The organism is Nonomuraea sp. NPDC054003, assembly GCF_055585125.1.
The window spans coordinates 424,659-444,876 of record NZ_JBVJKR010000004.1; the positions used below are offsets into that span (position 1 = coordinate 424,659).

Genomic DNA, 20,218 nt, shown 5'->3' on the forward strand with positions numbered 1-20,218 from the left:
GGCCGATCCGGCCGGACGGACCGGGGTGCGCGGGGGCGGCGGCGGGCGCCGCCCCCGCGCGGCCGCTACGGCGCGGTCTTGTCCGGCCGCTCCGAGACGCGGATCGCGTTGACGATCGTCGCCCCGTCACGGGTCGCGAACCTGACGTTGAGCTGGCCGTCGGTGACCCGCACCGTGTACTGCCTGCTCACCGCCGTGTACGTGCCCGCCTCCAGGGCCAGGTCCAGGGCCGGGATGGCGAGCTGGCCCTCGACCAGCACGTCGAACACCCGCCGCCCCATGGCCATGTTCCGGATCTCGGCGAAGTCCAGCTCGACCGTGTAGACGCCGTTGGGCACGGCGTCGAAGCGGTACTCCAGCATCCGCTCGCGGGCGGTCCTGAACAGCGCCTGGTCCTCGGTGCCCTTGATCGTCTTGTTCGTGCTGCGGGTGGCGGAGGAGGTGGCGACGTAGCCGTGCGAGCCCGCGCTGTAGCGCCGGTCCGGCGTCCAGGCGTCACCGGCGGCGTCCGTGGAGCCGCGGGTGGCGCCCACGTCCACCGCCACCTGGTGCCTCGGAACCACGACGGTCACCGTGATCTCGATCACCGGCTGCCGCCCGCTGGCCGACCTGACCAGGAGCTTCCCGGCCCGGGTCGAGCCCGGCTGCACGCCGTCGCTCGACACCGTCACCCTGAGCGTCGCCTTCTGGCCCGTGGCCAGGGTGCCCGAGGCCGGGGTGACGCCGAGCCAGCCGCCCGCCGGATCCGTGGTGATCGTGTACGGGGTCGGCGAGCCGAGGTTCGTCAGCTCCATCGTGCGCGTCCTGCTCTGGCCCTGCGGCATCACCACGGTCAGCTCGGCGGCCGAGGCGGCCACCCGCCCGGTCACCAGCGCCGTGTCGATCCGCTGCACCGTGGCCGGGGCCACCGTCACGGCCCGGGTGAACGTGCCGTAGTGCTCCTTGGACACCTCCACGTCGTAGTCGCCGGCCAGCACCTGGCCGTAGAAGGAGCCGTCGGCGCCGGTGGTGAACGTCGCCACGTCCCCGATCCGCACCGTCGCGCCGGGCAGCGGGTCGCCGTCGTTGGCGTCGGACACCACGCCCGTCACCAGGCCGTGCCTGCTCGCCGTGATGGTCACGCCCTGGCCGGCGGCCAGGGCGGGCTCCTCGTACAGATAGAGCAGCGCGTCGTTGCCGGCGGCGTTCTCCACGCCGACGGTGCCGAACGCGCCCCGCTCCCTATCGGTCTCCATGTCCTTGTAGCGGAAGCCGATCGAGCCGTCCTCGCCCAGCAGGGCCGCGAACGACACGCGCAGGTTCTGGTCGGCGTAGAACTTCACGTCGCGCCACTCCACCACGAACCGCCTGTGCGGAGCCGTCCCGACCACGCCCGTGTACACGCCGCTCTCCGCGTCCACGATGAAGTCGTCCCAGAGCGGGTAGACGGCGTTGTTCGGGGTGCCCGTGCTCGGCAGGCGGCTGTTGCTCGGCGTGGTCAGCCGGGCCTCGGCGAAGGTGAGGAACCCGTTGGTGACGACCCAGGCCCGGCTCTGGCCGGTGCCGTAGAACGGGACGGGGAACGGCAGCGTCACCTGGACCGCCTCGTCGTCGCCGGTCAGCGCCAGCTTCTCGGTGCCCGCGACGTACGGCTCGGCGCCCGCGCGGCAGGTGTAGCCGAAGTTGTCACCGCGCAGCGGCAGCTCGACGTCCCTGGTCACGTCGCCGTCGACCGTCACGGACACGGTGGCGCCCGCGGAGCAGCGCGACACCGGGGTGACGACCAGTTCGTACTCGCCGCGCGGCAGCGTCAGCTCGTACCGGCCGGAGGCGTCGGTCACCGCGCTGAGCGGCGTGCCCGAGGCCGTCACCCGGGCGTCCGGCTCCGGCGCGCCCGCGGTGGTGACCGTGCCGGACACCGTGCCCGCCGCGACCGCGGTCATGGTCAGGTCCACGGTGGTGGTCTGGTCGCCGGTGACGGTCGCGGTCGCGGTGCCGCTCTCGTAGCCGAACTTCGCGGCCGTCACCTGGTACTCGCCGGGCAGCAGGCGGACGAACGAGAACGCGCCGTCGTCGCCCGTCACCAGCGTGCGGTCGGTCGGGCCGTCGATCGTGACCGTCACGCCGGCCACCGGCTGCCCGCCCGCGGTGACCGCGCCGGTCAGCCCGCCGAGGCTGTCCTGAGGCGTGGCCCGCACCGCGGCGTAGGCGTCGAGCCGGCCCTCGCCCCACACGTTGTTGTCGGCGGCCGTGCCGCCGCAGCTGGTGTCGGCGACGTCCACGGCCGTGCTGTCGAGCAGCGGCCGGGTGGCGGCGATGTCGCCGTGCAGCCCCGGCGAGGCCGACCACATGAGCGCGACCGTGGCCGCCACGTGCGGCGAGGCCATCGAGGTGCCGGTGCCGGCCGCGTAGCCGCCGGGCACGGAGGAGCGCACGCTCACGGCCGGGGCGGCGATGTTCGGCTTGATCTCGCCGTTCTCGCCCGCGCCCTTGCTGGAGTTCACGTACAGCGCGTTGTTCACGTCGAACCCGCCGGCGCTGTAGCTGATCTCGTACTGGCCGGGCGAGCCGCTGCTCTGGCAGGACGGGCCCTCGTTGCCGTTGGAGAACGCCGGGAAGATGCCCGCCGCGACCCACGCCTCGACCGTCTCCTTGTACCAGGGGTCGAAGCCGTCGCCGCCCCAGGAGTTGTTGACGATGTCGGGGGCCAGGTCGGGGCGCGGGTTCTCGCCGTTCGCGTCGGTCGGCGCCAGCACCCACTGGCCGGAGGCCAGCAGCGAGGCGTCGGTGCAGGTGTTGACCTCACAGCCCTTGGCCGCGATCCAGCGCGCGCCCGGGGCCATGCCGATGCCGTTCGCGCCGACCATGGTGCCCATCGTGTGGGTGCCGTGGCCGTTGTTGTCGCACGGCACCGCCGTCGGGCAGACCCCCGCGGGGTCGAACCAGTTGTAGTCGTGGGTGACCGTGCCGTCCGGGTTCCTGCCCCGGTACGCGTCCCGCAGGTCGGGGTGGTCGAACTGGACGCCGGTGTCGATGTTGGCCACCACGATGCCCTCGCCGCGGTTGCCCAGCTCCTCCCACACGCGCGGGGCGTTGACCCGGTCGATGTTCCACTCGACCGCGTTCACCCGCGCCTCGGCCTTGGCCGGCTCCGGCTTGGGCAGCGTCAGCGTGCGGACCGGCTCGATCCGCTCCACCTCGGGCAGCCCGGCGATCTCCGCCGCCAGCTTCGACCCGGCCGTCACCTTGACGGCGTTGACGATCCAGAACGGGGTGTACTCGGCGCGGTGCTGGTCCAGCAGCTTGCGCAGACCGGCCTGCGAGGCGTCGGCCTTCTCGGTCTTGGCCTCGTAGACCCGCTCGGCCTTGTCGTGCTTGCCGGTGGCCCGGCGGGCGCCGCTCAGGTCGGCGTCGTCCTTCATCCGCACCCAGAAGGTGGCCTTGTCCTCGCTGTCCAGCTGAGCCTGGACCGACTTGTTGATTTTGTCCGGAGGGGGCGCCGCTTGGGCCACTCCGTTCGGGACGATCATGGCTAATGCGGCGACGGCTCCTGTCAGGAGCGCGCGCCAGCGGGGGGTGTTGGGCACCGGCTCTCCTTCACACCAGCGGGAAAGAGCTGATCTTTACGGCTCTGTGGAGAAGAGTGAAGAGACCTTGTCGGGATTGCAAGAGAAAATCCTGACAATGCGCGGTATGTCACAAAATGTAATGTGGTCAGTCGAACTGCTGCCACCGATGCCAGGTCGCCGTCCACGGCTGCCGCAGCCCCTGACACAGGAACACCGGCATGTCCTGCTCCTCGTTGTCCAGCCCCAGCCCGTTGTCGACCCTGGCACGCACCTCACAGGAGGAGTACTGCAGGTCGCGCCGCATCCTGCCGACGTTCACGATGATCGCCGGGTCCCCGTCGTCCGGCGGCGGCCCGTACTCCCAGAGCTGGTTGTGGCCGGAGTAGACCCGCGTCAGGCCGCCCTGCACGAGCGAGCCGTGCTCCCCGTAGTTGCCCGTGACCACGACGGCGCGCCGGCGCTCGTCCGGCGGCAGCGAGTCGAGGACCCCGGTGACGGCCGCGTTGAACGCCGGCCAGCCGATCGACTCGCGCGCCACCTCGTTGATCAGGGGCACCGGCGTGCTCGCCAGCATGGTCAGCGGCACCAGCGGCAGTGTGATCACCGCGTTGCCGAGCCCGTTGACCGCCAGCGACAGGCCCGCCGACTTGATCTTCTCCCGCCCCGCCGACTCCGCCGTCACGCAGCCCGCGGCGAACAGCAGCAGGACCAGCCCCGCCGTGTAGTCGAACCGGCCGCCGCTGATCACCGTCACCACCGCGGCCGCCGGATAGGCGACGGCCAGCGCCCGCACCCGCCGGTCACGCCACAGCCGCACGAACCCGAAGCCGGCGATCACCGCCACCACCGGCCCGAACAGCAGCAGCTGCATCGGCGTGAACAGCAGCCGCATCGTGTCGCCGTCGCCCTCGCTCAGCCCCGCCGCCATCTTCAGCTGCGGCCAGTCGTGGGTGAGCTGGTAGACGAAGTTCGGCAGCGCCAGCACGGCCGCGACCAGCGCCCCCGCCCACAGCCACTGGCTCGCCAGCAGCCGCCGCGGCCCCGCGGCCAGCAGCCCGGCCGCGAGCCCCAGCACCAGCATCACGATCAGAAGCTTGTTGTACGTGGCCGCGCCGATCACCGCGCCGGCCGCGAGCCACCAGCGTTCGTCGCGCAGCAGCGCCTTCAGCATGAACAGGATGGCCGCCGCCCAGATCGGCAGGTCGAAGCTCGCGGTGAGCAGTGTGTGCCCGGCGATCAGCGTGTAGGCGCCCGTCGCGGTGCCGGCCGCGGTCAGGGTCTGCGCCGCGCCGCCCCCGCCCAGCTCGCGGGCGATCAGCGCCGTCAGCACCACCAGCAGCGCCGCCGCCAGCGCGGGCAGCACCCGCAGCGCGGTCGGCGAGTCGCCGAACAGCGCCATGGACAGCCTGGCGGCCATCGGCGTGAACGGCGGCTGGTCCACGTACCCCCAGTCCGGGTAGTCCGCGAGTGCCCGGAAGTACAGTTCGTCGCGGTGGTAGCCGTAGCGGGGGCTCAGTGCCAGCAGCAGCGTCACGAGGACCGCGGAGACGGCGGTGACCGGCCGCCACGCGAGGGGGCTGTCCATGACGATCCAACCTATGCGCCGTAGATCCTTCGTGCCACCTGCGCGTCGCGTTGCGCGATCTTGACAGCCCGGAGTAGCCTTGCCTCATGCGAACTCACGCCGAGCTTCAGTGGTGGCGCCGCTCCTAGGCGGCGCGAAGATTTCGCATACCCTCTGGCAGGCCGCCCCGGTTCGGCGGCCTTTGTCGTGTTCGCCCCGGGGCTCGTTGATCGAAGTGCGCGAAGGGGCAGCAGTGGAGACGAGCGGATATACCACCGCCAAGGGCATCGACGTCGAGCTCGAGGTGCGCGAGGTGTCCGAGGACGCGCTCGAAGAGATCGTGACGGCTCTGGGAGAGCGGCGCGGCGGCGCGTTCTCCTCGGGCATGGACTACCCCGGCCGTTACAGCCGATGGGCCTTCGGCTACGTCGACCCCTGCGTGGAGCTGGTCGCCAAGGGCCGCACCATCTCGGCCAGGGCGCTCAACGAGCGCGGCCGGGTCGTGCTGCCCGCCGTCGCCTCCTGCCTGCTCGCCGCGGGCAAGCCGGTCGGCGAGCCCACCGCCGACTTCGTGCAGGTGCACGTCCCGGAGTCGGAGGACCTGCTGCCGGAGGAGATGCGCAGCCGCCGGCCCACCGTCTTCACCGCCATCCGCGAGGTCATCGCGACCTTCAAGGGCGCCGACCCGCACCTCGGGCTCTACGGCGCGTTCGGCTACGACCTCGCCTTCCAGTTCGAGCCGATCAAGCACCGGCTCGACCGCCCCGCCGACCAGCGCGACCTCGTCCTCCACCTGCCCGACCGGCTCGTGGTCATCGACCGCCAGCGCGAGACCTGCTTCGAGCGCCGCTACGAGTTCACCGTCGACGGCCGGAGCACCCGCGGCCTGGAGCGCACCGGCGAGGCCCGCCCGCAGGTCGCCCCCGCCGAGGTGCCGCCCAACCCGCCCAGGGGCCAGTACTCAGAGGTCGTGGCCGCGGCCAAGGAGCGGTTCAAGCGCGGCGACCTGTTCGAGGTGGTGCCCGGCCAGGTCTTCCACGCCACCTGCGCCGACCCGTCCGGCTTCTACCGCGGGCTGCGCAAGAGCAACCCCGCCCCGTACGAGTTCATCATCAGCCTCGGCGAGGGCGAGCACCTCGTCGGCGCCTCGCCCGAGATGTACGTGCGCGTCAGCGGCGACCGGGTCGAGACCTGCCCGATCTCCGGCACCATCGCCCGCGGCGCCGACCCGGTCGGCGACGCCGAGGCCATCCGCACCCTCCTGACCAGCGTCAAGGAGGAGTCGGAGCTGACCATGTGCACCGACGTCGACCGCAACGACAAGTCGCGCATCTGCGTCCCCGGCACGGTCAAGGTCATCGGCCGCCGTCAGATCGAGCTCTACTCGCGGCTCATCCACACCGTGGACCACATCGAGGGCCGGCTGCGCCCCGAGTTCGACGCGCTGGACGCCTTCCTCACCCACATGTGGGCCGTCACCGTCACCGGCGCGCCCAAGACCTGGGCCATGCAGTTCATCGAGGACCACGAGGCCACCACCCGCCGCTGGTACGGCGGCGCCATCGGGTTCATCGGCTTCGACGGCTCCATGAACACCGGCCTCACCCTGCGCACCGCCCAGATCAAGGACGGCCTGGCCACCGTGCGGGCCGGCGCCACCCTGCTGTTCGACTCCGACCCCGAGGCCGAGGAGCGCGAGACCGAGCTGAAGGCCAGCGCCCTGCTCGGCGCGCTCGCCGCGGTCGGCGCGCCCGACACCGTGGCCGAGACCCCGGCCAGGGAGCAGCCGGGGCTGGGCATGAAGGTGCTGCTCGTCGACTACGAGGACTCCTTCGTCAACACGCTCGCCGACTACTTCCGCCAGGAGGGCGCCGACGTGGTGACGCTGCGCCACGGCTTCCCGACGGAGATGCTCGACGAGATCGGCCCCGACCTGGTGGTGCTCTCGCCCGGCCCGGGCTGGCCCGCCGACTTCGGCACGGCCGCGCTCATCGACCAGATCTACGCCCGCGACCTGCCGGTGTTCGGCGTCTGCCTGGGCCTGCAGGCGATGGTCGAGCACGCCGGCGGCACGCTCGAACTGCTCGACTACCCCGAGCACGGCAAGCGCGGGCAGGTCTCCCGGCTCGGCGCCGGCGTGCTGCTCGACGGGCTGCCCGAGGAGTTCACCGCCGCCCGCTACCACTCGCTGCACGCCAAGCGGCCCGGTGTCGTCGGCTTCACCCCGACCGCGGTCACCCCCGACGGCAACGTCATGGCGATCGAGGACCTCGACCGGCGCCGCTTCGGCGTGCAGTTCCACCCGGAGTCGATCCTCACCGCCGAGGACGGCGCCGGGGCCAAGGTGATCAGGAACGTGCTGCGCCTGTGCCGCCGGTGAGTGGGTAAAACGTCCGCGGGCGCGTGCGGGGACCGCCTAGAGTCTCCCGCATGCTCCCCGTAGACCTGCCCGACACGGTGCGTGACGCCCTGCTCGCCCCGCTCGTCGACCACGCCTGCCACGGGGTGCGCCGCGACGAGCTGACCCGCGGGCGGTTCGAGCTGCTGCTCAACGAGGGCGGCAGCCCGGCCCCGCCCGGCACCACCCATTTCGACACCCCGCTCGGCGCGGCCGTGCGGCGCTGGTGCGCGCCCGTGCTCGGCCTGGAGCCGCACGCGCCGCCGCCCATCTACCTGTCCCGCCGGGCCGAGCTGGGCGCGGCCGAGGTCAACCGGCTCCTGCTGCGGGCGTCCGGTGTGTCGGCCTTCCTCGTCGACACCGGCCCCGAGGGCGCCGACCTGCTGACGGCGGCCGAGATGGGGTCCGGCGGCGAGGCCGCCGCCGGCGAGGTCGTCAGGATCGAGCAGATCGAGCAGGACGTCGCCGAGATGGCGGGCGTCGCCGTCGACTACCTCGACAGCCTCGGCGACGAGCTGTCCGCCCGCGCCGCCCGCGCGGTCGCGCTGAAGACCGTGGTGGCCGGTCTGTGCGGCCTCGGCCTCGACCCCGCGAGGCCCAGCCGGGGCGCGGTGCTCGCCGCCGCCAACCGGCGGCTCGCCGACCCCAAGCAGCCGCTCGCCGAGCCCGCGCTGGCCCGCCACCTGCTCTGGTCGGCCGCCGACGTGGCCAGGGAGCGCGGGCTGCCGCTGCAGATCCACGCCGGCCTCGGCGCCTGCGACGCCGGGCCGCACCTCGCCGACCCGGCCCTGCTCACCGGCTTCATCCGGGCGCTGCAGCCGGCCGGGGTGCCGGTCGTCCTGCTCACCTGCTATCCGTACCAGCGCCAGGCCGCCTATCTGGCGCACGCCTTCCCGCACGTGTACGTGGACGTCGGGCTCGCCCTGGCCCACACCGGCGCCGGGTCGCCCCGGGTGCTGGCCGAGCTGCTGGAGCTGGCCCCGTTCCACAAGCAGCTGTACGGGTCCGGCTGCCGCGAGCTGGCCGAGACGTGCCACCTGGGGGCGGTCTACTTCCGGCGCGCTCTCGGCGCGGCGCTGAAGGCCCGGCTGGACGCGGGGGAGTGGAGCGCCGCCGACGCCGCCAGGATCGCCCACATGATCGGCGCGGGGAACGCCCGCCGCGTCTACCGCCTGTGAGCCCGGCCCTCGCCTGTGGTTTGCTTGGATGCCGTCATCACCACTGAACCGACCGGGGGGTTCCCATGGGCAGCGCCGAACCTGAGATCACGTTCCGCGGCGACATGGACGTGGAGCTCGTCAAGTCCGCCGCGTCGGACGCCGACGTGCTCTGGGCGGCGCGGGTCTCCACGAAGGGGGAGAGCTCGCTCGCCGAGCTCGAAGCCGACCCCGAGCGGTCCAAGGGCCTCATCAACTTCCTCATGCGCGACAGGCACGGCACGCCGTTCGAGCACTCGTCCATGACCTTCTACGTCAGCGCGCCGATCTTCGTCTTCCGCGAGTTCATGCGGCACCGTACCTTCTCCTACAACGAGGAGTCGGGCCGATACCGTCAGCTCGTGCCGGTCTTCTACGTGCCCGGCCCCGACCGCAAGCTGGTGCAGGAAGGCAAGCCCGGCAAGTACGTGTTCCGCGAGGGCACCCCCGAGCAGCACAAGGTGGTGACCGAGGCGACGACGGAGAGCTACCGGCAGGCCTACCGCGCCTACCTGGAGATGCTGGAGGCCGGGGTCGCCCGCGAGGTAGCCCGGACCGTCCTGCCGGTCGGCCTCTACTCCTCGATGTACGCCACCTGCAACGCCCGCGCCCTGATGAACTTCCTCTCGCTCCGGGTGCGGCGCGACGACTCCGCCTTCCCGTCGTTCCCGCAGCGGGAGATCGAGATGGTGGCCGAGAAGATGGAGTCGCTGTGGGCCGGGCTGATGCCGCTGACGCACGCGGCGTTCGAGGCCAACGGCCGCGTCTGCCCCTGATCGAGCGGGTCAGGCCAGGGCGGGCATGACGTACACCTCCGCGCCCGGCGGCAGCGTGCAGTCGAGGCTGCCGAGGCCGCGGGCGTTCTCGCCGCACACGACCATGTTGATGTGGCGGCGGATCCGCCCGTACTCGTCCCTGATCCGCTCCTCCAGCAGCGGGTGGGTGCGGCGCAGCACGTCGAGCGCCGCGCCCAGGGTGGGCGGCGAGTCGCGGTCGGGCCCGACCGCGAACACCTTCACTTCCGTACGGCCGCTCACCCACCTGCGCAGGGCGGCGGGGAGCACGAACACGACCAGCATCACGGGACGGGCCATGGCTCAGAGCACCGCCGCCCGCACGGTCAGCACGTCAGGCAGGTGGGAGGCCACCAGCGACCAGCTCGCGCCGTCGTCGGCCGACCAGTAGACCTCGCCGCCGCGGGTGCCGAAGAACAGGCCCGCCTCCGTGGCGGCCATCGCGTCGCGCAGCACGCTCGCGTGCACCGGCCCCTCGGGCAGGCCGCGCTCCAGCGGCTCCCACGACCCGCCGGCGTCGGTGCTGCGGTAGACGCGGTAGCGGTGGCCGACCGGGGTGCGGTCCATGTCGGCGTGCAGCGGCAGCACGTACAGCGTGCCGGGGCGCGACGGGTGCGTGACGACGGGGAAGCCGAAGTCGGAGGGGAGCGCCGAACCGATGTCGTGCCAGGAGCCGCCGAAGTCGTCGCTGCGGTAGACGCCGAAGTGGTGCTGCAGGAACAGCCGGTCCGGCCGGCCCGCTTCCATCGCCACCTTGTGCACGCACTGGCCGAACTCCGGATACTGCTGACCTTCGGGCAGGAACGGGGCGCGGATGCCCTGGTTGGCCGCCTCCCACGACAGGCCGCCGTCGGTGGTGCGGTAGAAGCCGCCGGTGGAGATCGCCACGCCGAGCACGCGCGGGTCGGACGGGTGCGGGATGATCGTGTGCAGGCACAGCCCGCCGCCGCCCGGCTGCCAGCGCGGCCGGTGCGGGTGCTCCCACAGGCCTTCCACCAGGCTGAAGGTCACGCCGCCGTCTTCCGACCTGAACAGCGCGCCCGGCTCCACGCCGGCCCACACCACGCCGGGCTCCGACGGGGAGGGCGTGAGCTGCCAGACGCGGGTGAGCGTGGTCCCGGTCTTCTCGGGGAAGGCGATCGGCGGGCTCTCGGACTCCCGCCAGGTCCCGCCGAGGTCGTCGGAGTACATGACCGAGGGGCCGAAGTGCCCGTACTCGATGCCGGCCAGCAGGCGGGGAGCCGCGCCCCCGGTGTCGATCGCCACGGAGTGGATCCCGACGGTGGAGAACGCGATCGGCTCGACGCGGAACGCGCCTGCGGCGGTGGAGCGGGCGAGGAACAGGCCCTTGCGGGTGCCGATCGCGAGCACTGCGTCTGTCATGGCATCGCTCCCATGGTCGCTATGCCGCCATCGTGCCACGCGGCTGACCGGCTCGCCGAGTACTGGGAGATTTGCCGCACGATTACCTGCCAGGTAATCGTGGCACTTCCCCCTTTGTCGCTAACGTATCGGGACATGGGAGCTGTGGCCGTACAAGAAGAGGCTTTTGGTGATTTGTTGCGATCGTGGCGGCAGCGGCGCCGGGTCAGCCAGCTCGACCTGGCGATCGAGGCGGACGTCTCCGCCCGGCACATCAGCTTCCTGGAGACCGGGCGCGCCCGGCCCAGCAGGGAGATGGTGATGAAGCTGGCGGAGGAGCTGGAGGTGCCGCTGCGGCACCGCAACAGGCTGCTGATCGCGGCCGGGTTCGCGCCGGTGTTCGCCGAGCGCGCGGTGCGCGCGCCCGAGATGCACGTCGTACGGCAGGCGCTCGACACGATCCTGGCCGGGCACGAGCCGTACCCGGCGCTGGTCGTGGACGCCGCCTGGAACCTGGTGGCGGCCAACCCGGCGGCCGGGATGTTCATGGCGGGGGTCCCGGCCGAGCTGCTGGAGGAGCCGGTCAACGTGATGCGGCTGTCGCTGCACCCGGAGGCGATGGGCGGGCGGCTGCTGAACCTGGCCGAGGTCCGCGCCCACCTGCTGCACCGGCTGCGCAGGCAGGCCGAGATGTCCGGCGACGGGCGGCTGGCCGAGCTGCACGACGAGCTGGCCGCCTACCGGTATCCGGGGGTGGACCTGAACGTGGCGCACGTGCCCGGCCCCGGCGACATCCTCCTGCCGCTGCGGATCAGGCACGGCGACCGCGTGCTGTCCATGTTCACCACGATCGCGACCTTCGGCACGCCCGTGGAGGTGACGGTCTCCGAGCTGGCCATCGAGACGTTCTGGCCGGCCGACGACGAGACCGCGGCGGCGTTCCGCTGATCACCGCTCGCCGTGCACCACGTCCCGGTGGATGCGCGCCGGCGGCACCCCGTCGGCCTGCAGGTTGCGTACGGTCTCGGTGACCATGGAGGGCGGCCCGCACACGTACACCTCGTGCTCGGCCCAGGAGTGGAAGCGGCGGGTCACGTCCGGCAGGCGGCCGCGCATCCCCTCGTAGCCAGGCTCGTCCGACACCACGGGCAGCACCCGCAGCCACGGGAACGAGGACTCCAGCCGGATCAGGTCCTGAAGGTCGTACAGCTCGGCCGAGGTGCGCGCGCCGAACAGCAGGTGCATGGAAGGGCGGCAGCCGGAGGCGATCACCTGCTCGATGATCGCCTTCAGCGGTGCCAGCCCGGTGCCGCCGGCCACGAACAGCAGGTCCCGCACGCCGCGCTCGGGCGGCGTCATGGTGCCCATCGGCGGCCCGAGCATGACCGTGTCGCCGATGCGCGTGTCGCGGACGAGCGTGGTGGACACCCAGCCGCCGGGCACCGCGCGCACGTGCAGCCGGAGCGCGTTGTCCGGGCGCGGCGCGTTCGCGATCGAGTACGTCCGCCACACTCTCGGCCAGCGTGAGGTCTGCACGTTGACGTACTGGCCCGGCGTGAACGGCAGCCGCTGGGTGGGGCGCAGGGTGAGGATCGCGATGTCGTCGTGGGGGCGCTCGTGGTCCAGCACCTCCGCCAGCCACCAGGCGGGGGAGACCCCGGCGTCGGCCTCGGCCGCCTCGATCATCAGATTGGCCGCGGCGGTGTACGCCGACACCCACGCGGCCTCGATCTCGGCGTTCCAGATGTCGGCGGCGAAGCGCCGGACGGTGGCGACCAGGGCGCTGCCGATGGCGGTGTAGTGCTCGGCGACCACTCCGTACTTGCGATGGTCCCTCCCCAGCTGGCCCAGGAACGAGCGCATGCTCTCCGGGCTGTCGACGCTCCACACGATGCGGGCCAGCGCGCTGAAGAGCCGGTCGCGCTGCACGTCCATGGCCGGCGGGAACATCCCGCGAAGGTGCGGGCTCTCCGCGAACAGCCTGCCGTAGAAGTAGGCGGCCGCCTTGTCGGCCACCGGCTCGATGATGGAGAAGCTCTCCTTGACCAGGCGCGGATTCAATGACATATACCCAACCCGTCCTATTGGCCGGAAAGTTATTCCGGTCGTGTCGTCCCACCTCCCTGGCGGCTCCGGGTGACGAGCGTCCGGTATGCCCCGGCACATCCGATCGCTCGAAATCCAGTGTTACACCGCCTCTGTAACCTCACAACCGATTCACCCAATGAGGTGCACATCTGAACTTTCAGTAACGGTCACATTATTTTCCCCATCTTGCCGGGGCTGTATTTCGAGTATTGAACGCGAATAGGAATTGTATTCGCCTTTCATAATGAAATTTCGGGATTTGGGCGGATTGCCGGGCGGTCTGCCCGTCCCGCCGCCCTGCTCCGGCTCACCCCGCCCACCCCGCCGCGGGACCGGACGGCGGGCTCCAGACGGGCAGCCCCCAGGAGACTTGTGGGACAAGCGACATAACCGAAATGGTGTGCGCCATGATGGGGCATGTGCCTGCGCCCCAGGCCACCCCTGCACAACGCTCCCCTGGAGATCGCATGTCCCGACCGCTGATAGGCGTCACCGCCTACTTCGAAGCCGCCCGCTGGGATGACTACGTACGGGAGGCCGTGCTCTCCCCGCCCTCGTACGCCAGAGCGATCGAAAGGGCCGGCGGCGCGCCGGTCGTGCTGCCGCCGATCAACTCCCACGCCATCGCCGCCTACGTCAGCGGGCTGCGCGGCGTCGTGCTGACCGGCGGCACCGAGGTGGGCGCGGCCGCCTACGGCGACGAGCAGGACCCGCGCGCCCCCGAGCCGCAGCCGCACCGCGACCGGTTCGAGCTGGCCCTGGCCAGGGCCGCCGTGCAGGCCGACATCCCCGTCCTGGGCATCGCCCGCGGCATGCACGTGCTCAACGTGGCCCAGGGCGGCAGCCTCATCCCGTGGCTGCCCGAGATGCTGGAGAGCGAGCGGCACAACGAGCCGGGCGCCCCGCACCGCATCCAGGTGAGCGTGTCGAGCAAGCTCGGCAAGGCCGTCGGCGACCACGTGGAGGCCGTCGCCCCGCACACCCAGTCGGTGCGCCGGCTCGGCACCGGGCTGCTGGCCGTGGCCTGGGCGGACGACCAGATCGTGGAGGGCATCGAGCTGCAGGGCCACCGGTTCGGCGTGGGCGTGCAGTGGCACCCGGAGCGCGAGACCGGCGACGGCGGGAAGGGCAACGGCCTGTTCGATGCGCTCGTGGAGGCGGCCCGCTAGGCTTCGATCATGTCGCTGCATCCCCAGGCACGCGCGTACATCGCCGCCTACCCGTCTGACCTGGGCGTCGACCCGGCCACGCTCGATCTGGAGCGGATCCGGGAGATGCGCGCCGTCGACGGCCTCGCGGCCCAGCGCGGGCCGCTCACGCAGCTGCCCTCGGTCCGCGACGAGACGGCCGAGGGCGTGCCCATCCGCATCTACCGCGCCGACCGCGGCGACGAGCCGCTGCCCGTCGTCGTCTACTTCCACGGCGGCGGGTTCGTCTTCGGCAGCGTCAAGCGCAACGACGCACTCGGCCGCGACCTGGCCATCCGCACCGGCGCCGTGGTCGTCTCGGTCGACTACCGGCTCGCGCCCGAGCACCCGTTCCCGGCCGCCGCCGACGACGCCTGGACCGTCGTGCGCGACGTCTTCGCCCGGCCCGCCTTCTACCAGTGCGACGGCAAGGTGGCGGTGATCGGCGACAGCGCCGGCGGCAACCTCGCCGCGGTGGCGGCCTGGCAGGCCCGCGACGCCGGGCTCCGCCTGGCCCACCAGGTGCTGGTCTACCCGATGCTCGACGCGCTGATGGACACCCCCAGCTACCGCGAGTTCGCCGAGGGCTACGGCCTGGACGCCGCCGAGTCGGCCTGGTTCCTGCGCCAGTACGCCGCCGGGGCCGACCCCGGCGACCCGCGCCTGTCGCCGCTGCGGCTGGCCTCATGCGCCGGGCTGCCCCCCGCCACCGTGGTGACCGCCGAGTGCGACGTGCTGCGCGACGAGGGCGAACGCTACGCCGCCCGGCTCGCCGAGGAGGGCGTGCCGGTCGAGCTGCGCCGCTTCGACGGCGCGGTCCACAGCTTCTTCGCCCTGCCGCGGCTGTTCGACCAGGCGGCCGAGGCCCGCGAGTACATCGCCGCCCGGCTCAAGGAGTCGCTGTGACCTACGAGCGGCTCAAGACCGACACCCCCGCCGACGGCGTGCTGCGGATCACCATCAGCGAGCCGCGCAGGCTTAACGCCGTCGACCGCACCGGCCACCGCGAGCTGGCCGAGATCTGGCGCGACGCCGACCGCGACGACTCCGTCAGGGCCGTGGTCATCCGGGGCGAGGGCGAGGCGTTCTCCGCCGGCGGCGACCTGTCCATGATCGAGGAGATGACCCGCGACCACGACACCCGGCTGCGCGTCTTCGCCGAGGCCCGCGACATCGTCTACAACGTGCTCAACTGCGCCAAGCCCGTCGTCTCGGCCATCCAGGGGCCGGCCGTGGGCGCCGGGCTGGCCGTCGCCCTGCTCGCCGACATCTCGGTCGCGGGCCGCACCGCGCGCATCATCGACGGCCACACCCGGCTCGGCGTCGCCGCGGGCGACCACGCCGCCATCATCTGGCCGCTGCTGTGCGGCATGGCCAAGGCCAAGTACCACCTGCTGCTGTGCGAGCCCGTCACCGGCGAGCAGGCCGAGAAGATGGGCCTGGTCAGCCTCTGCGTCGACGACGACGCCGTGCACGACACCGCCATGGAGATCGCGGTCAAGCTCGCCGCGGGCTCGCAGGAGGCCATCAGGCTCACCAAGTACGCGCTCAACAACTGGCTGCGGATGGCCGGGCCCGCGTTCGACGCCTCGCTCGCCATGGAGTTCCTCGGTTTCACCGGCCCCGACGCCGCCGAAGGGCTCCGCGCGCTGCGCGAGAAGCGTCCGCCCCGCTTCACCTGAGGGGGGTTTCGGCGCCGTGGCCGGGGTAGTCGCCAAGGCATGGAACGCATGGCAGACCGCACGGCGAGCCTGTCGGCCGGGGCCGAGAACGCCGCCTCGGGGGACGAAGCAGCGGCCCGCCGCGGTCAGCGCCGGGTGGCGGTCAGAAACCGCGCGGGAGGCCGAGCACCTGCGTCGCGAGGTAGTTGAGCAGAAGCTCCTCGGTCACGGGTGCCACCCTCCCGATCCGGGCGTCGGCGAGCAGCCGGGCCACCGGATACTCCAGCGAGTACGCCATGCCGCCGTGCGTCTGGAAAGCGGCGTCGGCGGCCTCCCAGGCGGCCTGGGAGGCGGTCAGCTTGGCGATGTTGGCCTCGGTGCCGCACGGCAGGCGCCGGTCGAACGACCACGCCGCCTTGTAGATCATCAGCCGGGCCAGCTCGATCTTCGCCTTCACCTGGGCGAGCGGGAACGCCACCGCCTGGTTGGCGCCGATCGGCCGGCCGAAGACCTCGCGCTCCTTGGCGTACTGCACGGCCACCCGCAGCGCCACCTCGGCGCCGCCCAGCGCGGAGGCCGCCAGCAGGACGCGCTCGGGGTTGAGTATGTCCCACAGCACCGCCGCGCCCTGGTCGACCTCGCCGACCACGTTCGCGGCCGGCACCCGCAGGTCGTCGATGAACACCATGTTGGACGGTGTCGTGTTGGCGCCCATCTTGGGGATCGGCTGGAACGACAGCCGCCCGGCGGCGACCGCCTCCGGCACGTTCACCAGGAACACCGTCAGCCCGTGGGACCGCGGCCTGGCCTCGGCCGCCGGGACCGTCCGGGTGACCAGCAGCATCCAGGCGGCCCGCTGCACGCCGGTGATCCAGATCTTCTGGCCGTTGATCACGAACTCGTCGCCTTCGCGGCGGGCCGACGTGGTGATCGCCAGCGAGTTGGAGCCCGCGTCGGGCTCGGTCAGCGCGAAGCACGTCTCCAGCTCGCCGGTGGCCAGCCGCGGCAGCAGCTCCTCCCGCTGCCGGTCGGTGCCGTGGCGGGTCAGGGTCAGCGCCCCGAAACCGGGCGTGAGCACGTACGTGAAGGCCGATCCGCCCGCCGCGCCGGACGCCGAGATCGTCTCGGTCGCCACCGCCAGCTCCAGCAGGCCCTGCCCGCCGCCGCCGAAGCGCTCGGGCACCGCCAGGCCCAGCCAGCCGCCCTTGCCGAGCTCTTCCCACACCTCCTGCGGCCAGCGCTTCTCGCTCTCGCACCGCTGCCAGTAGTCGAGGTCGTAGCGGGCGCAGATGTCGGCGATGCCACGCTGAACCGCGAGCGCGCTCTCCGGGAGAGTGAAATCCATCAGTCCATGGTAGAAGAAAGCTCTGTTCGCGGGCGAGGCCTGCGCGCGTGGAAGACGAACGCCGGAGGGGCGTTGCGCCACACCGTCCGCCCGGCCACCACCTCCTCGAACCGCTCGGCCAGCAGCGTCCGGAAGCGCCGCGCCCGGCTCAGCGGGATCGCGTGCACGTACGAGAAGGTGGTGAACGCGCCCGCGTGGCTCATCACCGACGTCACCGCGCCCATCAGCGTCAGCTGCAGCCCTTTCGGGAACGCCGCCCACGGCAGCCCGCTGACCACCACGTCCGCCTGCCCCAGGTTGCGCTCGGCCAGCAGCGCGGACAGCTTGGCGGCGTCGCCGTTCACCACGTCCACGGCGGGGAAGCGCTCGGCCAGCAGCGCGGCCATCGTCTCGTTGAGCTCCACCGCCAGATGATGGCCGCGACCGCCCAGCCTGCGCTGGATCTCGGCGGTGAACGGGCCCGTGCCCGGCCCCAGCTCCACCACGGTCGGCTCGCCGCGCTCGGGCACCGGCGCGCACACCGCCGCGGCCAGCCGCTGCGAACTGGGCACCAGCGCCCCTATCGTGGCGGGCGAACGCAGGAACTGGCGCAGAAGCAGCGTGGTGTCGTTGGACATGACTCAAAGGTAAGGGTCCGGATCCCATGCGCGTCTCCGCCGGGGGGACGAAGAATCGGCCACTTGGAGGAGGAGGCATCCTCCGCCGGGAGGACTGTCCGGAAGGCCCCGCTCGATACCTTGGGTGCCATGAGCTGGCGTTGGCGCGGTGTGCCGTTCGACCTGCTCCTCGCCGCCGCGGGCGTCAGCCTGGACCTGCTGATGTCCGGTCAGGCGCGGCTCGGGGAGCTCGCACCGCAGTACACGATCGTCCCCCTGGCGCTGCTGGTCGGCGTCCCCCTCGGGCTGGTGCGGCGCCGGCCGCTCGTGGCCGCGCTGTGGCTCGCGGGCGCCCTCGTCCTCACCGACCAGATGGGGGCCTACAGCTCCAACACCGCCCAGATGCTGCTGCTGGTCGCCGTCGGGCTCACCGCCTACCGGGAGCGCTGGCGCTCCATCGCGGTGGCCATGGCCGCGGCGGGCGTCGCCACCGCCGTCAACCTGGTCGACCCCGGTGCCCCCTTCTCGCTCAGGACCGGGCTCTACTGCGCGGGCGTCGCGATCTTCCCCGCGGTGGTCGGCGGCTACCTGCGCGGCCCGGTGGGCGAGCTGGAGCACCGCGACGTCACCCCCGACGTGCTGCTCGCCGCCGGCGGCCTGGCCTACACCATGCTGAGCACCTGGACGAGCTGGCACTCGGGGCCCCAGCCGGCCTGGATGACGGGCGTGCTCGCGGTCGCCGCCGGGCTGGCGCTCGGCGTGGCCAGGCGCATGCCGGGGCTCGTCTTCCTGTTCCACTGCATCCTGGTCGTCCTCGCCGACACCTACCTCCCCCAGGTGGTCAACACCAGTCTGGTGCTGCTCCTCATCGCCCTCGGCGTGTTCGCCATGCGGGTCGCCTCCTGGGGGTGGACGGCCGCCGCCTACCTGGCGACCTGCCTGCTGGCCGGGGTCGCCGTCGTCGGCCCGGACACCGAGACCACGTTCTTCCGCGCCGCCGTCGTGTGCGCGCTCGTCCTCACCCCGGTCGCGATCGGCCGCTACCTCGGGGTCAAGCAGGCCGCCGCCGCGGCCGAGCGGCTGCGGGTGCGCGAGTCCACCCGGCTCACCGTCGCCCAGATGCGCGCCGACCAGCTCGCCGAGCGCGAGCGCATCGCCCGCGACGTGCACGACATCGTCGCCCACCACGTCGGCGCGATGGTGCTGCGGGCCGGCGCCGCCCGCTACACCGCCCCCGACGGCCCGGTCGCCGACGCGCTCACCGACATCCGCGAGACCGGCCACCAGGTGCTGGAGGACCTGCGCGGCCTGATCGACCTCTTACGCGACCCCGACCGGCAGCCCGGCCTGCTCGCCGACCCCAACGACGTGATCCGCGAGTCCGCCGAGCGGATGACGGCCGCCGGCCTCGCGGTGGATCTCGAACTCGACCGGGGCACCGACCACGCCCCGCTCGTCGCCCGCGCCTCCGCCGCGCGCATCGTCCAGGAAGGCCTCACGAACGTGCTCAAACACGCCGGACCCGGCACCGAGGTCCGCGTCCGGGTCAGCGCCGACCGCCACGGCGTCGGCGTCGAGATCCACAACGGCCGCCCGCCCACCACGATCGAGCGCCTGCCCTCCTCCGGGCGCGGGCTGGCGGGCATGCGGGAGCGGGTCCGCGCCCTCGGCGGCACCCTCAGCGCCGGTCCCGACGAGGACGGCGGCTGGCTGCTCGCCGCCAGCCTGCCCGCGGCCAGGAGCGTCTCGTGATCCGTGTCCTGGTCGCCGACGACCAGGTGCTCGTCCGGGCGGGCGTGCGGATGCTGCTGGAGGCCGACGGCGACATGGAGGTGGTCGCCGAGGCCGACGACGGCGCCGAGGCCGTCCGGCTGGCCGAGCGCCACCTGCCCGACGTCATCCTCATGGACCTGCGCATGCCCAGGGTCGACGGCCTGGAGGCGATCAAGCGGGTGCTCGCCGCCCGCCCGGCCAGCCGCATCGTGGTGCTCACCACCTTCGCCGAGGACGCCAACGTGCACGCCGCGCTCCGCGCCGGCGCCGTCGGCTTCCTGGTCAAGGACGACGAGCCGGCGCGCATGGTCGACGCCGTCCGCCGCGCCCACGCCGGCGAGCAGCTCCTCGCCCCGTCGGTGCTGCGCCGCGTCGTCGAGCGCTTCCTGGCCGCCGAGGAGCAGTCCGCCGGGGCCGCCCCGCGCGGGCTCACCGAGCGCGAGATCGAGGTGCTCGCCCTGGTCGGCACCGGCCTGTCCAACGCCGAGATCGCCGAGGAGCTGCACGTCGGCGTCACCACCGTCAAGACCCACGTCGCCTCCGCGATGGAGAAGCTCGGCCTGCGCAACCGCATCCAGGCCGCCGTGGTCGCGCACCGCAGCGGCCTCGTCGACGCGTCCTTCCGCCCCGTACGTCCGCCGCGCGGCGGAGGGCAGGATAGCCCGGCAGGCTGACGACCGCCGGCGGGCCCGGCGCGCATCCTTGG

The 20,218-nt window shown here is 72.5% G+C and carries 16 protein-coding genes; 9 read left to right on the top strand and 7 right to left on the bottom strand.

The features are described 5' to 3' along the window. Nucleotides 1–65: 65 nt before the first annotated feature. Both ACZ6YG_RS12560 and ACZ6YG_RS12565 read right to left on the bottom strand, forming a co-directional pair. Nucleotides 66–3,566, bottom strand: coding sequence for a S8 family serine peptidase (locus tag ACZ6YG_RS12560; RefSeq protein WP_466018040.1), 3,501 nt, complete (start codon nucleotides 3,564–3,566; stop codon nucleotides 66–68). Between the two features lie 127 nt (nucleotides 3,567–3,693). Next, a complete protein-coding gene (locus tag ACZ6YG_RS12565) occupies nucleotides 3,694–5,133 on the bottom strand; it encodes a glycosyltransferase family 39 protein (protein WP_466018041.1) in 1,440 nt (479 codons plus the stop codon). Between the two features lie 232 nt (nucleotides 5,134–5,365). Between ACZ6YG_RS12565 and ACZ6YG_RS12570 the strand changes: the two genes are divergently transcribed. From ACZ6YG_RS12570 to thyX, 3 genes are all read left to right on the top strand, one after another. Next, nucleotides 5,366–7,492 carry an anthranilate synthase component I gene (locus tag ACZ6YG_RS12570; RefSeq protein ID WP_466018042.1) on the top strand — a complete coding sequence of 709 codons (2,127 nt, stop codon included), beginning with the start codon at nucleotides 5,366–5,368 and terminating at the stop codon, nucleotides 7,490–7,492. A 50-nt stretch (nucleotides 7,493–7,542) separates the two neighbouring features. Then, the gene (locus ACZ6YG_RS12575; RefSeq protein ID WP_148031982.1) at nucleotides 7,543–8,688 is read left to right on the top strand and encodes an amidohydrolase family protein; all 1,146 of its coding nucleotides are present in this window, start codon (nucleotides 7,543–7,545) and stop codon (nucleotides 8,686–8,688) included. A gap of 65 nt (nucleotides 8,689–8,753) precedes the next feature. Further along, a complete protein-coding gene (gene thyX / locus ACZ6YG_RS12580) occupies nucleotides 8,754–9,482 on the top strand; it encodes an FAD-dependent thymidylate synthase (protein ID WP_148031981.1) in 729 nt (242 codons plus the stop codon). Nucleotides 9,483–9,491: 9 nt separating this feature from the next. On the opposite strand, the gene ACZ6YG_RS12585 is transcribed toward thyX, so the two are convergent. Together ACZ6YG_RS12585 and ACZ6YG_RS12590 are read right to left on the bottom strand one after the other, a co-directional pair. Next, on the bottom strand, nucleotides 9,492–9,800 hold the full coding sequence (locus tag ACZ6YG_RS12585; RefSeq protein WP_148031980.1) for a ubiquitin family protein: 309 nt from the start codon (nucleotides 9,798–9,800) through the stop codon (nucleotides 9,492–9,494). 3 nt (nucleotides 9,801–9,803) lie between these two features. Continuing rightward, nucleotides 9,804–10,883, bottom strand: a complete 1,080-nt coding sequence (locus ACZ6YG_RS12590) for a WD40/YVTN/BNR-like repeat-containing protein (RefSeq protein WP_466018043.1) — start codon at nucleotides 10,881–10,883, stop codon at nucleotides 9,804–9,806. Between the two features lie 135 nt (nucleotides 10,884–11,018). Between ACZ6YG_RS12590 and ACZ6YG_RS12595 the strand changes: the two genes are divergently transcribed. Next, nucleotides 11,019–11,810 carry a helix-turn-helix domain-containing protein gene (locus tag ACZ6YG_RS12595; RefSeq protein ID WP_187281192.1) on the top strand — a complete coding sequence of 264 codons (792 nt, stop codon included), beginning with the start codon at nucleotides 11,019–11,021 and terminating at the stop codon, nucleotides 11,808–11,810. Here ACZ6YG_RS12595 and ACZ6YG_RS12600 read toward each other — a convergent pair whose 3' ends face one another. Next, on the bottom strand, nucleotides 11,811–12,929 hold the full coding sequence (locus ACZ6YG_RS12600) for a globin domain-containing protein (RefSeq protein WP_219544399.1): 1,119 nt from the start codon (nucleotides 12,927–12,929) through the stop codon (nucleotides 11,811–11,813). Nucleotides 12,930–13,417: 488 nt separating this feature from the next. Here ACZ6YG_RS12600 and ACZ6YG_RS12605 point away from each other — a divergent pair, with 488 nt between their 5' ends. Genes ACZ6YG_RS12605 through ACZ6YG_RS12615 form a run of 3 tightly spaced genes read left to right on the top strand, consistent with a single transcriptional unit; the run spans nucleotide 13,418 to nucleotide 15,819 of the window. Further along, complete coding sequence (locus ACZ6YG_RS12605) at nucleotides 13,418–14,119, top strand: gamma-glutamyl-gamma-aminobutyrate hydrolase family protein (protein WP_466018044.1); 702 nt, start codon at nucleotides 13,418–13,420, stop codon at nucleotides 14,117–14,119. A gap of 9 nt (nucleotides 14,120–14,128) precedes the next feature. Continuing rightward, nucleotides 14,129–15,043 carry an alpha/beta hydrolase gene (locus ACZ6YG_RS12610; protein ID WP_466018045.1) on the top strand — a complete coding sequence of 305 codons (915 nt, stop codon included), beginning with the start codon at nucleotides 14,129–14,131 and terminating at the stop codon, nucleotides 15,041–15,043. After that, nucleotides 15,040–15,819 (top strand): enoyl-CoA hydratase/isomerase family protein, encoded by a 780-nt coding sequence (locus tag ACZ6YG_RS12615; protein ID WP_219544402.1) that lies wholly within the window; start codon nucleotides 15,040–15,042, stop codon nucleotides 15,817–15,819. Before ACZ6YG_RS12610 ends, ACZ6YG_RS12615 begins: the two co-directional genes overlap by 4 nt. A gap of 142 nt (nucleotides 15,820–15,961) precedes the next feature. Here ACZ6YG_RS12615 and ACZ6YG_RS12620 read toward each other — a convergent pair whose 3' ends face one another. Together ACZ6YG_RS12620 and ACZ6YG_RS12625 are read right to left on the bottom strand one after the other, a co-directional pair. Further along, nucleotides 15,962–17,143, bottom strand: a complete 1,182-nt coding sequence (locus tag ACZ6YG_RS12620; RefSeq protein WP_219544403.1) for an acyl-CoA dehydrogenase family protein — start codon at nucleotides 17,141–17,143, stop codon at nucleotides 15,962–15,964. Beyond that, nucleotides 17,143–17,760, bottom strand: coding sequence for a class I SAM-dependent methyltransferase (locus ACZ6YG_RS12625; protein WP_148031972.1), 618 nt, complete (start codon nucleotides 17,758–17,760; stop codon nucleotides 17,143–17,145). The genes ACZ6YG_RS12620 and ACZ6YG_RS12625 overlap by 1 nt, the downstream gene beginning before the upstream one ends. A gap of 129 nt (nucleotides 17,761–17,889) precedes the next feature. Here ACZ6YG_RS12625 and ACZ6YG_RS12630 point away from each other — a divergent pair, with 129 nt between their 5' ends. Continuing rightward, on the top strand, nucleotides 17,890–19,491 hold the full coding sequence (locus ACZ6YG_RS12630; RefSeq protein ID WP_261808590.1) for a sensor histidine kinase: 1,602 nt from the start codon (nucleotides 17,890–17,892) through the stop codon (nucleotides 19,489–19,491). Continuing rightward, nucleotides 19,488–20,186 (top strand): response regulator, encoded by a 699-nt coding sequence (locus ACZ6YG_RS12635; RefSeq protein WP_466018046.1) that lies wholly within the window; start codon nucleotides 19,488–19,490, stop codon nucleotides 20,184–20,186. Before ACZ6YG_RS12630 ends, ACZ6YG_RS12635 begins: the two co-directional genes overlap by 4 nt. Nucleotides 20,187–20,218: the final 32 nt, after the last annotated feature.